Raw genomic sequence first — 13,066 nt, forward strand, 5'->3', positions numbered from 1 at the left:
CAACAGGGATTTCGGTCAAGTCTGCGAGAGGCCATTGTGCTTCGCATCGCTGCTTCGGTACGATCAGGGTTACCTGTCGCGCCCGGCCGGGCCGGCCCAAAACGTCAGCAGACGGAGGAACCGAATGCCGGGAGTGAAGCGGGAACGCGACGGCAACGTCAGCGTGCTGACGTTGGATGAACCCGAGACCCTGAACGCGATGACGCCCGATTTGCTGGGCGATCTCGCGACAGCCATCGGCGAGATTAACGATGATCCGCAGGTGAGGGCGTTGGTGCTGACGGGCGCCGGGCGTGGCTTCTGCTCGGGCCAGAACCTCAAGGCGGCGCAAATCCTGGGCGACGACATCGCAGCCGGCGTGATGAAGTACTACTGGCCGGCGTTCAAAGCGCTACGCGAATGCCGCGTGCCGGTCGTGGTCGCGGTTAACGGCGTGGCGGCGGGCGGCGGATTCAGCCTTGCGATGGCGGGCGACATGATTGTTGCCGCACGTTCGGCGCGCTTCATTCAGGTGTTCAGCCGCATCGCGCTGGTCCCCGATCTTGGCTCGACCTGGCTGTTGCCACGCCTCATCGGCCGGCAGCGAGCGCTCGAATTGATGATGACCAACGAGCCGCTGTCTGCCGATCTCGCGAAGGAGTGGGGATTGGTCCGCGAAGTGTTCGACGATGCGGCGCTTCGGGACGGGGCGCTTGGGCTGGCGCGCCGGCTCGCTGATGGCCCGACGCGCGCGCTGGTCGCGACGCGCCGCCTGATCGACGAGAGCGAACACGCCAGCTATGCCGATCAATTCCGCCGCGAGATCGAGACGCAGGCAGAGATCCGCCAGAGTGCGGACGCGGTGGAAGGGCGCAACGCTTTCCTCGAGAAACGCGCGGCGGTGTTCACCGGACGCTGAGCAGAAGCTCAACCAACCTGGCCGACAAACTGCTGCAGTTCCGGCGTTCGCGGGGCGGCGAAGACGTCTTTCGGCACGCCTTCCTCATGCACCTTGCCGTGGTGCATGAAGACGAGCTTGGTGCCGACGTCGCGGGCGAAGCGCATTTCGTGCGTCACCAGAATGAGCGTCATACCCTCGCGCGCCAATTGCTCGACCACGCGCAGCACCTCGTTGACCAGTTCGGGGTCGAGGGCTGACGTGATCTCATCGCACAGCAACACCTTCGGCCGCATCGCCAGCGATCGCGCGATGGCGACACGCTGCTGCTGGCCGCCGGAAAGCTCGCTCGGATAGGCGTCCATCTTTTCCGAAAGCCCCACCTTGGCCAGCACTTCGGCGGCGGTGGCGCGGGCTTCGGCCTTCGATACCTTGTTGACGACGGTGGGCGCCAGCATAACGTTCTCGGCAGCGGTCAGATGCGGAAACAGGTTGAACTGCTGGAATACCATGCCGACATGGCGGCGCAGTTCGCGCAAATTGGTGTTGGCGCCGGCGACCTCGATGCCATCAGCGACGATGCTGCCGGATTGATAAGTCTCCAGCCCATTGATACAGCGGAGCAGGGTGCTCTTGCCGGAGCCGGAGCGGCCGATGATCGCCACCACGTCGCCCTTGGCGATGTCGAGCGAGACGCCTTTCAGCACCTCATTCGGGCCAAAACTCTTCCTGACGTCACGGATGCTAACGAGCGACATTGAGGCGGCCCTCGATTTTCTTCGCCCACCACGACAGCGGGAAACACAGACAGAAATAGATCAGCGCGACCAGCGAGTAGACCAGGAACGGCCGGAAGGTCGCGTTGTTGAGCATGGTGCCGGCCTTGGTCAGCTCGACAAAGCCGATGATCGAGGCGAGCGCGGTGCCCTTGATCACCTGCACCGAAAACCCGACGGTCGGCGCCACCGCGATGCGCGAGGCCTGTGGCAGGATGACGTAGCGCATCTGTTCGATGTAGCTAAGGGCGAGGCTGGACGAGGCCTCCCACTGGCCCTTCGGGATCGCTTCGACGCAGCCGCGCCAGATCTCGGTCAGGAACGCGCTCGTCCAGAACGTCAGCGCCAGCGTCGCGGCCATCCACGGCGAGACCTCGACGCCGAACAGCGCGATGCCGAAGAAGAACAGGAACAACTGCATCAATAGCGGCGTGCCCTGGAAGAACTCGATGTAGATCTTGGTGAACCATTCCAGCGGCGCGATCCGCGAGGTGCGCATGAACAGCAGGACCAGTCCGACGATGCCGCCGCAAACGAACGCAATCAGCGACAGCACGATGGTCCACTGCGTGGCGATCAAGAGGTTGGAGAGGATGTCCCAAAAGCTGAACTGCAGCATGGTTCACCTCGCCTTGAAGATGACGCGGCCGAGCGCCCGCAAGAGCGAACGCGTCAGCATCGCCAGCAGGAGGTAGGCCAGCGCGACCAGTAGGTAGACCTCGAAGTTGCGAAAATTTCGCGACGCCACATAGTTCGCGGCATAGGTGAGGTCTTCCGCCGAGATCTGCGACACCACTGCCGAGCCGAGCATCACAATGATGATCTGCGACGAAAGCGCCGGGTAGATTTTTCGAAATGCCTGGTTGAGCACGATATGGCGCAGCACCTCCCATTTGCTCATCGCGAGGCTGAGGCCGGCCTCGATATGGCCTTTCGGAACCGCTTCGATGCCGGCGCGGATGATCTCGGTCGAGTAGGCGCCGAGATTGATCACCATGGCGAGGAAGGCGGCGGTGGTCTCGCTGAGTTTCAGCCCGAGCGCCGGCAGGCCGAAGAAGATGAAGAACAACTGCACGATGAACGGCGTGTTGCGGATCAATTCGACGTACACCGCGACGATGCGGCCCAGCCAGCCGGGGCCGAAGGTGCGCGCTGCGGCGCCCGCGGTGCCGACCGCGATGCCAACGACCGTCGACACGATCGTCAGCACGATCGTGAAGACCAGCCCGTACAGCAGCACGTTCCAGTAGGGCAGCAGTTCGGCGAATTGCAGCTTATAGGACACTGCCCCAGCCTTGCGCTTAGAAGCCGGGCGGTAGCGGTGCTTTCAGCCACTTCTCCGACAGTTTTCCGATCTCGCCAGATGCCTTCGCCTTGGTGATGATCTCGTTGACCTTGGCGAGCAGCGCCGGCTCGTTCTTGTTGAGCCCGACATAGCAGGGGCTGTCTTTGATCACGAATTTCAGCGCCGGTGCGCGGGCAGGGACCTTCTCGGCGATCGCAGCCGCAACTGTGTTGCCGGTGGCAATCAGGTCGACCTGGCCGGACACGAAGGCGGCGATGGTCGCGTTGTTGTCCTCGAAGCGCTTGACGGTGGCGTCCGGGGCCGAGGCGGTCAGCGCCTGCTCCTCGATCGCGCCGCGGGTGGCGCCGATGGTCTTGCCCTTGAGGTCGGCCGCGCTCGCAACCGCGATTGCCTTGGTGCCGAACACGCCGGAGAAGAACGGCGCATAGGCGATCGAGAAGTCGATGACCTTTTCGCGCTCCTCGTTCTTGCCGAGGCTGGAAATCACCAGGTCGGCCTTGTTGGTCTGGAGATAGGGAATGCGGTTGGCGCTGGTCACCGGAATGATCTCGGTCTTCACCCCGAGTTCCTTTCCGATCAGGTTGGCCATGTCGATGTCGTAGCCCTGCGGCTTGAGATCGAGCCCGGCGGAGCCGAACGGCGCAAAATCCTGTGGCACCGCGATCTTGATCACCTTGGACTTCATGATCGAATCGAGGGCGTCGGCATGGGCCTGCGTCGCCACCGCGGCAGTGGCCAGTGCGGCGGCAAGCATCAATCTCTTCAACAGCATTCTTGGATCTCCGAGGTTACGGCGAATACGCGCGTCCGAGATTTGTCTCGGTGCGTCTCATTCAGCTGATGTGGCCCGGCTCCACGTCGCGGTTCGACCCTGCCTGACGCCTCGCATTTAGGCAATGCTTGGCCGTGCTTTTTTTGAAGGCTCTTTGTGGGTGTTTTCGAGCATGATCACGCGACCATGCGTTGTGCTGCAGCGTTCGATATATACCCGGTGGTTCGTGACTACCGCAGGCCCTCATACACCATGAAGCCGCGCGCGATCGCGAGCTTGCGCAAGGCGCGCGGGACGAGCTTTTGCGGCCGGTGCAGATAGCGCCATGAGGTCACTCTGAAGTCCCTGATCGTGCCGAGGTCGCTTTCGAACGGCGCCAGCAATCCGGTCAGGCTGATCGGCGCATGCGCACGGTGGTTGAATGGCAGCAGCAGCAACTCCAGATGCGCCGTTACGCCATCTTGCGAAGTCGCGGTGATGCCTGCAATCGCCGCCAGCATTTCTTCGGCGACATAGCTGATGATGTCCTCGACCTCGTGGCGGCTCTCCGGAGCGAACAGCGCCGAGAAACTCGTGTCCTTCAGATCGCGGCCGAGCAGGGCGCAGACCCGCGTCCCCGCGACACGAAACGGATAGCCGGCCCCGTTGTCGTAGGACAGCACGAAGATGTCGCCGAGCAGTTCGCGCACCGCATCGGGTTCGATCTCGCTACGGTCCGGCGCCCGCGCGTCGCCGCGTTTCGCGTCCCAATAGGCGAAGAACTCGCGGCTCGATGGGTGTTTCATGCCTACCTTTTCCCGGCTTGCCTAGGCGGGACACATCTGTCCCGCTTTTGCGCAACACGCCTTCCCTTGTTCGTTGTGCAGGACAGGCTGTGCAGCGTCCATGCCGGGGACGCGATTTGGCCGCGTGGGGCGCGGCTTTGCGTTGTTAACGTTAAATTAACTATGAGGTTGGCCTTGGCGCTGCGGCGTGCGTAATGTGGAACGCATCAGGCGGCTCCGGCTTATCTGTCCGGCGCGGTTGGTACACAGGTGGCATCAAACAGTTTGGTCATCGCGCGGGGAGGGGCGGGGATGTGGTCCCGGCTCCGGGGCGCGAAAAGGCCAGCAAGACGGGGGAGGATGTTCTCAGCATCCTCCCTTTTTCGTTGGGCCTCGTGTCCCGGACGCGGCGCAGCGCCCCTTGGCGGTGCGCCGCAGAGCCGGGACCCAAACAGACTGCGTGGTGGGTCCCGCTCTGCGTCGCGTCACTTCGTGCCGCGCCGCGTCCGGGACACGAGCATCCCTCGGCGTCACGAATTCAGTTTGGCGGTCAAATCATCCCAATCTGGATTGAACTCCTCGATGAGCTTGACCTTCCAGGCTCGCCGCCAGCGCTTCATCGAGTGTTCCCGTGCACGCGCTTCAAGAATCGAATCGAACATCTCAAAGTATACGAGCAGATCGACGCCATATTTTCGGGTGAACCCCGGGACGAGCTTGCCTTTGTGCTCCAGCATCCGACGCCCGAGATTATTGGTGACGCCGACGTAGAGCGTCCCCCTCCGTTTGCTTGCGAGGATGTAGACGAAAAACGGGCCGTCCATGTGGTAATCAGACCTGATCGTAAGCAACCTAGGGTATAGTACCATAGAGGTGACATTTCATGTCCCGGACGCGGTGTAGCGTTCTTCGCTGCTCCGCAGAGCCGGGACCCAAGTGGCTGCAGTGGGTCCCGGCTCTGCGTCGCACCGCCGAGGGGCGCTGCGCCGCGTCCGGGACACGGATAGCTGCGATTGTGCACTTGCACAGGGCGGGCAAAGCCGCCTATCTGGGCCCATAAGCCTCGAAGCCACCAGCTAAGGTCCTGGACCCCTTGGAATCCCAGTCTTACTCATCCCCGGTCGAGCCGCCGGACGCCCCGCACGAGCCAATCTTGACGCTACCGGGCGCGCTCACGGCCTATATCGTGCTGATCGCTGCGATTCATGTGCGGATGCTGCTGCCGGTTGAGCTGGAGAACTGGACGATCGACGTCTTCGGCTTCATTCCGAAGCGCTACGACTCCACCTTGCTCAGTATCACCTTTCCCGGCGGAGCCGGCGCCAAGGTATGGACCTTCGTCACCTATTCGCTGCTGCATGCCAATCTCAGCCATATCGGCTTCAACGTGTTGTGGCTGTTGCCGTTCGGCAGCGCGCTGGCGCGCCGGTTTGGTCCTGCCAGATTCTTCGTCTTTATGGCGGTGACGGCCGCGGCGGGCGCACTGGCGCATCTCGTTACCCATGAGCACGCCATCGCGCCGATGATCGGCGCCTCGGCCTCGGTATCCGGCGCCATGGCCGCCGCCATTCGCTTTGCCTTCGTGCGGGGAAGTTTTCTTTCGTTCAGACGGGGCGATGCGGATGCTGCCGCGAAGGTTCCGGCGCTGTCGCTTGCCCGGGCGCTGCGCAACCCTCGCGTGGTCGGATTTCTCGCCGTGTGGTTCGGCGTCAACATCATCTTCGGCCTCGGGGCGATTTCGATTGGCACCGAGGGTGCCAGCGTTGCCTGGCAGGCGCATATCGGCGGATTTCTCGCCGGCCTGATGTTGTTTTCGCTGTTCGATCCGGTGCCGCGTGCGACGCCGCATGCTGCGGATGCTTCATCGCCGGACGAATCTAGCCGCGTCTGATCGCCGCTTGCGGGTCAGGGCGATTTCATTCATCATCATCGCGAACTGCAAGCCGAGGCACGTGCATCACCACTTTGCTTGCTGACCGCGCCCCGAGAAGAAACCGGCGCGGAACTGTTGATTGAAGACTCGCGAACAAGTCGGGCCCTTGCGGGCGCGAACCGATTCAGGAGGCGACAATGACGGTACGTGCAATTCTCGACACCAAAGGTCATGACGTTTTGAGCGTCGAGCCCGACGCCAAGCTTTCGGCTGCGATCAAGCTGCTGGGCGAGAAAAAGATCGGCGCGGTACTGGTGATGAACCAGGGACGCCTCGAGGGCATTCTTTCCGAGCGCGACATTGTCCGCGTGCTGGGGGAGCGCGGAGCCCGGGTGTGTGAGGAGCCGGTCAGCGAGGTCATGACGCGCAAGGTCGTGAGTTGCCGGGAGTCCGACACCGTCGCCGGCATCATGGAAATGATGACGCTCGGTAAGTTCAGGCATCTGCCGGTGATTGAGGACGGCAAGGTGGTTGGCCTGATATCGATCGGCGACGTCGTCAAGCGCCGTGTCCAGGAATATGAGGCCGAGCAGGAAGCGCTGCGCGACTACATCAAGACGGCATGAGCTTGTTTTGATGCATTTCCTTAGCGTGAACCGGTGACGACCCTCGGATCAAGTCCGAGGGCATGCTTTGCTTGAAAACGCTACGCTATTCCTTGTCAGGCTTTTCGAGCGCCTTCTCGGCTTCGATCTGCGGCGGCGCCAGGATATGGATCGCCTCCTGGATCGAGTCGATCGCCCGCTCGGCCGCTCTCACGCCGTGGGCGATCAGATCGTCAGCGCGATGAAAATCGAACCAGCCGATCTTGCCGACGCGGGGCGAGATCAGGAGGTCCGGAGGATCGCCGGCAAGCCGAGCACGGGTGATGCGGTCCTGCATGATGTTGAAGGCATCAACCATGACCGAGGAGATGCCCGGCCGTCCGCCGCCACCGAAGAATTCACGCTTCATCGTGCGCTCGGCGGAGAAGAATTTTCCGATGCCGCGTTTGCGCGGTTCGGGTTCGGGCAGCGCTTCCGGCATTACCGATACCGAAATGCCGGCCGTGGGACCGTGGGAATAGATCGTTGTGGCGTGCGCGAAGACGTCGCTGGAGAGATTGGCAGCGATCACGATTTCCGCCCCGAGCGCGCGCGCCGCCGATACCGGCACCGGATTGACCAGGGCGCCGTCGACCAGCCAGCGGTCGCCAACCAGGATCGGCGAGAAGATTCCCGGCAGCGCGTAGGAGGCGCGCATCGCGTCCACCATCGGGCCATGGGTCAGCCAGATTTCGTGGCCGGTGCGCACTTCGGTCGCGACGGTGGCAAATTTCACCGGCAGATCCTCGATCAGGCTTTGGCCGAGCGCCGCCTCCAGTTGGGCCGCCAACTTGGCGCCGCCGATCAGGCCGGAGCCGTTCAGGCGGATATCGAGATAGGAGAGGACCGTCCGCGGCTGCAGGCTGCGCGCCCATTCCTCCAGCGTGTCGAGATGTCCGGCAGCATAGGCGCCGCCGACCACGGCGCCGATCGACGTTCCCACCACGACGTTGGGCATGATTCCGTGAGCCACCAGCGTCCGGACGATGCCGATATGGGCAAAGCCGCGTGCGGCGCCGCCACCCAACGCCAATCCGATCACCGGCCGGCGGATGCTGCCGAGCCCTACCTTGTCCTGGGCATCGGAGCTTTTTTGGCCACGGCCCATCCAGCTATCCAACACGCAAACTCTCCTGCGGCTGCAACGATATTCGCCGCGGCGCGGCCGCGCCAGAATTGTCCATTCCAATCCGGATGCATGGTTTATGCCCGGCGAATGGCCGGCGTAGGCAGGGAATGTGACTGGACCACGACCGCAGCATTAACACTGGGTGCCGGTGCGGGTTCCTCCAGCGCCGCTGGCCAAACTTCGGCCACGAAGGCTTGAATTTGCCGCGTTTTCAGTGAAAAGCATGGCGATGATTTCGGGCGGTAACGGTATCGGTAGATTCGGGCGGGGCGGATGGCCCTTCCCGGCGCTGGCGGTTGCCTTCACGCTGGTTGCTTTGCTTCTTCCAGCCCCGGTCTCGGCCCAGTGGTTCTCGGATCGCCCGCCACCGGTGCCGCCCGCCGTGGTTCCGGACACCCAGACCGGGCCTGCCATGAACCTGGCGCCGCCGTCGGGGACGGGGGCGATTCCACCGCTTGCCGCGCCGCTGAACCAGCCGACCATCGTTCAGCCACAAGTCACCGCCGTGCCGCCGGTGGTACCGCCGCCGGGTGCGGCGACTGCAGGCCAGGCAGTGCTGTCGCTCACGGCGCGCTACGGCAAGGATCTGCCGGTTATCAACGGCGGGCTGGTGTGGCGGGTATTTGCCGACAAGCCCGACGATACCGGCACGTTCAAGCTGATCCGTGAGGAGCGCGGCGCGACGCCGAACATCGTGCTGCCGCCCGGTAATTACGTCGTCCATGTGGCCCTCGGCCTGGTCAGCGCGGTGCGGGCGGTGAGCCTGAAAGCGGAGACAGACCGCGTGGGTTTCGTGCTTCCGGCCGGCGGACTGCGCATCGAAGGCCGCGTCGGCACCAGCAAGATTCCCCCGAACCAGATCTCGTTCGCGATCTACAAGGGCAGCCAGTTCGAAGGCTCCGAACGCAGCCCGCTGCTTCCGAACGTCGCCGCGGGCGACGTCGCGCTGCTGCCGGAGGGCACCTACTACATCATCTCCAACTATGGCGACGCCAACTCGGTGGTGCGCTCCGACATCCGCGTCCAGGCCGGCAAGCTGACCGACGTGACCGTCTCCCACCGTGCGGCGGTGATTACGCTAAAACTCGTCAGCGACAGGGGCGGGGAGGCGCTCGCCAACACCGCATGGTCGGTGATTACGCCGGGCGGCGACGTCATCAAGGAATCGATCGGCGCGTTTCCGCGCGTGGTGCTGTCCGAAGGCGAATACCGGGCGATTGCCAAGAACGAAGGCAAGGTGTTCGAGCGCCCCTTCAACGTCGTCAACGGCGTCGACGGCGAGGTCGAGGTCGTGGCGCGCTAGACCATAGCGTTTTCGAGCGAAGCATGCCCTCGGACTTGATCCGGGGGTGGCCTCCGGTTCGCGTAAAGAAAACGCGGCAAATAAGGTCGGCCCTCGACTGTCATAGTCTCTAATGCCCACTAACCATCGCACAACTTAAAACTGTCATAATCACCGCATCGGCGTACGGCTGCCGCAATTTTCACACGGCCTTAAACCCGGCTGCATTGGATGCCCCGGGATCAAGTGCGCGTAGCGGGGCAGGGCATGGTTGCGGCCAACAGATCATCGAAAAAATCGTCGCAGAAGTTCGATACCGAGATGTTCGCCGACCTCCCGGTTCTGAGGCGCAAATGGCAGGCTGCACTGCGGCCGGGCCAGAAGCTTCCGCGCTATGAAGACGTCATGCTGGGCAGCCTCGGCCGGTTGGCGGATCACGTCGTGCTGCTTCGGGACGACGACGGCGCGCTCGCTCTCTCGTATAGCGGCCGGTACGTCCAGCAATGGCTGAACGAAGATCGATGGGACGTTCCCTTGAGCGTTTTGCCGCCGGATTGCGCGACCGCGCTGGGGGAGGCGGCATCACACGCGCTGCAGAACGGTCGCCCGTACCTTGCTGCGGCGCATTGCGTGCGCGACGGGCTGGTGCGCACCTATGACGTGCTGGCACTGCCGACGTCGTCGCATTGGGGCGGCACACTGATCGGCGTCTACGTCAACGAGCGCGCCGCGCAATTCAACCTGCTGGACACGATCTTCTCGGCGACCGACGAAGGCATGCTCTCGCTGGCTGCAATTCGCGATGCGAATGGCTGCCCGTCCGATTTTCAGATCGTTCACCTCAATCAGGGAGCGGCGCGGCTATTGCGGCAGCCGTCGACGGAATTGCTGTGGCGACGGCTCGCCACGGGCGGAAACCTTTTGGGCACACCGGAGGTGATCCGTCGCTTGCGCGACATCGTCGTCAGCGGCAGTGGCGATCAGATCGAAATCGACAGCGAGGACCGCTGCCTGCGACTGGGCGTGACGGCGTTCGGCGACATGCTCTCGTTGACGGTTTCCGACGTCACGGCGCTGAAGCGACGCGAGGTTTCGTTCCGCCTGCTGTTCGACAACAATCCAATGCCGATGTGGGTGTTCGATGCCGAAACGACCCAATTCCTGAACGTCAACGACGCGGCCGTGCGCCATTACGGCTACCCCCGCGAAACATTCCTGCAGATGCAGCTTCGCCAGATCTGGCCGGAGGATGAATGGGCCAGTCACAGCCAGGCGCTGCGGCAGGTGGGCGAGGTCTACAATTCGAGTCGCGACTGGCGGCATCTCAAGGCCGACGGCAGCGAAATCCACGTGCTGACGTTCGGACGGCGCGTCGCCTTCGACGGGCGCGACGGCTATCTGGTGGCGGTCGTCGATATCTCCGAGCGCCGCGCGGCGGAAGCGCGGATTGCTCACATGGCCCATCACGACGGCCTGACCAACCTGCCGAACCGCGAGTTCTACCAGGAACGCCTCCGCCAGGCGCTCGAACGGGCACAGCCCGGCAACAGGCGCGTGGCGGTGCTGTGCGTCGATCTCGACCTGTTCAAGCACGTCAACGATTCATTCGGCCACCCGATGGGAGACCGTCTGCTGAAGCAGGTAGCCGAGCGGTTGAAGTCAGAGGTTCGCGGCGACAATCTCGTCGCGCGGCTGGGTGGCGACGAATTCGCTATCGTATTGGTCTCTGAAGTGTCGCCGAACGAGGTGAGCGACTTTGCCGACCGGTTGATCGGGGTCTTGAGCGCGCGCTACGAACTCGACGGCATCGACGTCGTCGTCGGCGCCAGCGTCGGCATCGCGCTATCGCCCGGCGATGGTGCAAGCTGTGAGGAATTGATGCGCAACGCCGACATGGCGCTCTATCGGGCCAAGTCGGATGGCGGCAACGTTCATCGCTTCTTCGAGCGCGAGATGGACCGCCAGGCACAGAAGCGCCGCGATATGGAACGCGACCTGCGTCGTGCCTTCGCGAGCGGCGAATTCGAATTGCATTTTCAGCCGCTGGTGGATATTGCCGCCAACCGCATTAGCGGGTTCGAATCGCTGTTGCGCTGGCGCAGTCCGGAAAAGGGCATGATCTCTCCGGCCGATTTCATTCCCGTCGCCGAGGATATCGGATTGATCGTGGCGCTGGGCGAGTGGGTGCTGCGCGAGGCCTGTTTGGAAGCTGTGAACTGGCCGGATGACATCAAGGTCGCGGTCAACCTGTCGCCGGTCCAGTTCCGCAGCCGCAATCTGGTTCAAGCGGTGATTTCGGCGCTGGCGCATTCCGGCCTCTCGCCGCGGCGGCTCGAGCTTGAAATCACCGAGTCGGTCTTCCTGGCCGAGACGGAAGCCAACCTTGCGATCCTGCATCAGCTTCGCGAGCTCGGCGTCAGCATATCCATGGACGATTTCGGTACCGGCTATTCGAGCCTGAGCTATCTCAGGAGCTTTCCGTTCGACAAGATCAAGATCGACCGATCATTCGTGAAGGACCTCGCCGAGCGTACCGATTGCGTTGCGATCGTACGCGCCATCTCCGGCCTCGGGCGGAGCCTGAATATCACGACGACGGCTGAAGGCGTCGAGACCATGGACCAGCTCGACTGGCTGCGCGCCGAAGGCTGTAACGAGGTGCAGGGTTTTCTGTTCAGCGCGGCGAAGCCGGCATCCGAACTCGAGGCGTTGCTGTCCGGCTTTGGCGCCCGCGCATCGAAGGCGGCGTGAGTTGGCTGAGGGCAATCCCGATCGAACCCCCTCATGGTGAGGAGGAGCGCTAGCGCCGTCTCCGGACGATGCTTCGCACCATGAGGGGCACAGCCGGGCCTGCATCCTTCGAGACGCGGCGAAGACGCCGTTCCTCAGGATGAGGTGTTGGTTCAAAACCGCGTCACGATATCCGACAGCGCCGGGCGCGGGCGGTCCTCGGCAGGCTTGGCCGGCGTGCCGATATGGATGAAGCCGGCGAGTTTTTCATCTGCTTTCAATCCGAGCCCGTCGAGCACATCGCGGTCGAAGGCGAACCAGCCGGTCAGCCAGCACGCGCCGTAACCAAGCGCGGTGGCTGCGTTGACGATGTTCATCGCGCTGGCGCCGGCGGACAGTTCCTGCTCCAAGGGCGGTACTTTTGGATGCGGCCTGGTGAAACTGACGACACCGATCACCAGCGGCGCGTCCATTAGCCGGCGCTTCTCGATCTCGATATCGGCGGCCGGCGCCGACGGATTTTTACGTGCAAACACCTTGGCGATGACCTCGCCGGCGCGAAGGCGCCCGTCGCCCTCGAACACGATGAAGCGCCACGGCGTCAGCTTGCCGTGATCGGGCACCCGCGCGCCGATGGTCAGAATGGTCTCAAGTTCGGCCGCCGTCGGGCCGGGCCCGCTCATCTCGCGCGGTTTGACCGAACGGCGGATTTTCAGGAGTTCAATGGCGTCGGGCACAAGGGTCTCTCATTGGATAAGGTGTGGGATTGCCTAACACGAAGATAGGTTGCCGACGAAGCCAGCAAAAGCCGGTTTAGATGGATTATGATGAGGCGTCTGCCCGACTTCATGCTTGTTACGTTTGGGGGCGCTCCGCGTGGTCTATATCAGGTTTATCGGGACGCATCGGCAAT

General features: G+C 63.1%; 13 protein-coding genes. 5 read left to right on the top strand and 8 right to left on the bottom strand.

The genetic code is table 11. The features are described from left to right. The first annotated feature begins 124 nt into the window (after positions 1-124). The gene (locus RX328_RS20625) at positions 125-898 is read left to right on the top strand and encodes an enoyl-CoA hydratase-related protein (protein WP_213245720.1); all 774 of its coding nucleotides are present in this window, start codon (positions 125-127) and stop codon (positions 896-898) included. Positions 899-906: 8 nt separating this feature from the next. On the opposite strand, the gene RX328_RS20630 is transcribed toward RX328_RS20625, so the two are convergent. The 6 genes from RX328_RS20630 to RX328_RS20655 form a co-directional block, all read right to left on the bottom strand. Continuing rightward, positions 907-1,635, bottom strand: coding sequence for an amino acid ABC transporter ATP-binding protein (locus RX328_RS20630; protein WP_213245718.1), 729 nt, complete (start codon positions 1,633-1,635; stop codon positions 907-909). Continuing rightward, positions 1,622-2,272, bottom strand: coding sequence for an amino acid ABC transporter permease (locus RX328_RS20635; protein WP_213245717.1), 651 nt, complete (start codon positions 2,270-2,272; stop codon positions 1,622-1,624). Before RX328_RS20635 ends, RX328_RS20630 begins: the two co-directional genes overlap by 14 nt. Positions 2,273-2,275: 3 nt before the next feature. Further along, positions 2,276-2,938: an amino acid ABC transporter permease gene (locus RX328_RS20640; RefSeq protein WP_057843872.1), complete on the bottom strand. Its 663-nt coding sequence runs from the start codon at positions 2,936-2,938 to the stop codon at positions 2,276-2,278. A 16-nt stretch (positions 2,939-2,954) separates the two neighbouring features. Next, positions 2,955-3,731 carry a transporter substrate-binding domain-containing protein gene (locus tag RX328_RS20645; RefSeq protein ID WP_213245715.1) on the bottom strand — a complete coding sequence of 259 codons (777 nt, stop codon included), beginning with the start codon at positions 3,729-3,731 and terminating at the stop codon, positions 2,955-2,957. Positions 3,732-3,961: 230 nt separating this feature from the next. After that, complete coding sequence (locus RX328_RS20650) at positions 3,962-4,516, bottom strand: PAS domain-containing protein (protein ID WP_213245713.1); 555 nt, start codon at positions 4,514-4,516, stop codon at positions 3,962-3,964. Between the two features lie 509 nt (positions 4,517-5,025). Then, positions 5,026-5,319: a GIY-YIG nuclease family protein gene (locus RX328_RS20655; RefSeq protein WP_213245711.1), complete on the bottom strand. Its 294-nt coding sequence runs from the start codon at positions 5,317-5,319 to the stop codon at positions 5,026-5,028. Between the two features lie 269 nt (positions 5,320-5,588). Between RX328_RS20655 and RX328_RS20660 the strand changes: the two genes are divergently transcribed. Together RX328_RS20660 and RX328_RS20665 are read left to right on the top strand one after the other, a co-directional pair. Next, positions 5,589-6,386 carry a rhomboid family intramembrane serine protease gene (locus RX328_RS20660; RefSeq protein ID WP_213245709.1) on the top strand — a complete coding sequence of 266 codons (798 nt, stop codon included), beginning with the start codon at positions 5,589-5,591 and terminating at the stop codon, positions 6,384-6,386. A 179-nt stretch (positions 6,387-6,565) separates the two neighbouring features. Continuing rightward, positions 6,566-6,994 (top strand): CBS domain-containing protein, encoded by a 429-nt coding sequence (locus RX328_RS20665; protein WP_213245708.1) that lies wholly within the window; start codon positions 6,566-6,568, stop codon positions 6,992-6,994. 85 nt (positions 6,995-7,079) lie between these two features. Here the strand turns inward: RX328_RS20665 and RX328_RS20670 are convergent, their stop codons facing one another. Next, positions 7,080-8,135, bottom strand: coding sequence for a patatin-like phospholipase family protein (locus tag RX328_RS20670; RefSeq protein ID WP_409410710.1), 1,056 nt, complete (start codon positions 8,133-8,135; stop codon positions 7,080-7,082). 235 nt (positions 8,136-8,370) lie between these two features. Here RX328_RS20670 and RX328_RS20675 point away from each other — a divergent pair, with 235 nt between their 5' ends. Together RX328_RS20675 and RX328_RS20680 are read left to right on the top strand one after the other, a co-directional pair. Further along, positions 8,371-9,444 carry a hypothetical protein gene (locus tag RX328_RS20675; protein ID WP_213246314.1) on the top strand — a complete coding sequence of 358 codons (1,074 nt, stop codon included), beginning with the start codon at positions 8,371-8,373 and terminating at the stop codon, positions 9,442-9,444. Positions 9,445-9,690: 246 nt separating this feature from the next. Then, complete coding sequence (locus RX328_RS20680) at positions 9,691-12,174, top strand: EAL domain-containing protein (RefSeq protein WP_213246313.1); 2,484 nt, start codon at positions 9,691-9,693, stop codon at positions 12,172-12,174. Positions 12,175-12,326: 152 nt separating this feature from the next. Here RX328_RS20680 and RX328_RS20685 read toward each other — a convergent pair whose 3' ends face one another. Then, positions 12,327-12,890 (bottom strand): nitroreductase, encoded by a 564-nt coding sequence (locus RX328_RS20685; protein WP_213245706.1) that lies wholly within the window; start codon positions 12,888-12,890, stop codon positions 12,327-12,329. Positions 12,891-13,066 lie beyond the last annotated feature (176 nt).

Origin of the sequence: Bradyrhizobium sp. sBnM-33 (assembly GCF_032917945.1) — a bacterium.
GTDB lineage: Bacteria > Pseudomonadota > Alphaproteobacteria > Rhizobiales > Xanthobacteraceae > Bradyrhizobium.

What these genes read in the sequence shown, in the direction of transcription:
- RX328_RS20675 (WP_213246314.1), top strand. Translation starts at nt 8,371, where the DNA reads ATGATTTCGGGCGGTAACGGTATCGGTAGATTCGGGCGGGGCGGATGG.
- RX328_RS20625 (WP_213245720.1), top strand. Translation starts at nt 125, where the DNA reads ATGCCGGGAGTGAAGCGGGAACGCGACGGCAACGTCAGCGTGCTGACG.
- RX328_RS20665 (WP_213245708.1), top strand. Translation starts at nt 6,566, where the DNA reads ATGACGGTACGTGCAATTCTCGACACCAAAGGTCATGACGTTTTGAGC.
- RX328_RS20635 (WP_213245717.1), bottom strand. Translation starts at nt 2,272, where the DNA reads ATGCTGCAGTTCAGCTTTTGGGACATCCTCTCCAACCTCTTGATCGCC.
- RX328_RS20630 (WP_213245718.1), bottom strand. Translation starts at nt 1,635, where the DNA reads ATGTCGCTCGTTAGCATCCGTGACGTCAGGAAGAGTTTTGGCCCGAAT.
- RX328_RS20645 (WP_213245715.1), bottom strand. Translation starts at nt 3,731, where the DNA reads ATGCTGTTGAAGAGATTGATGCTTGCCGCCGCACTGGCCACTGCCGCG.
- RX328_RS20680 (WP_213246313.1), top strand. Translation starts at nt 9,691, where the DNA reads ATGGTTGCGGCCAACAGATCATCGAAAAAATCGTCGCAGAAGTTCGAT.
- RX328_RS20655 (WP_213245711.1), bottom strand. Translation starts at nt 5,319, where the DNA reads ATGGACGGCCCGTTTTTCGTCTACATCCTCGCAAGCAAACGGAGGGGG.
- RX328_RS20650 (WP_213245713.1), bottom strand. Translation starts at nt 4,516, where the DNA reads ATGAAACACCCATCGAGCCGCGAGTTCTTCGCCTATTGGGACGCGAAA.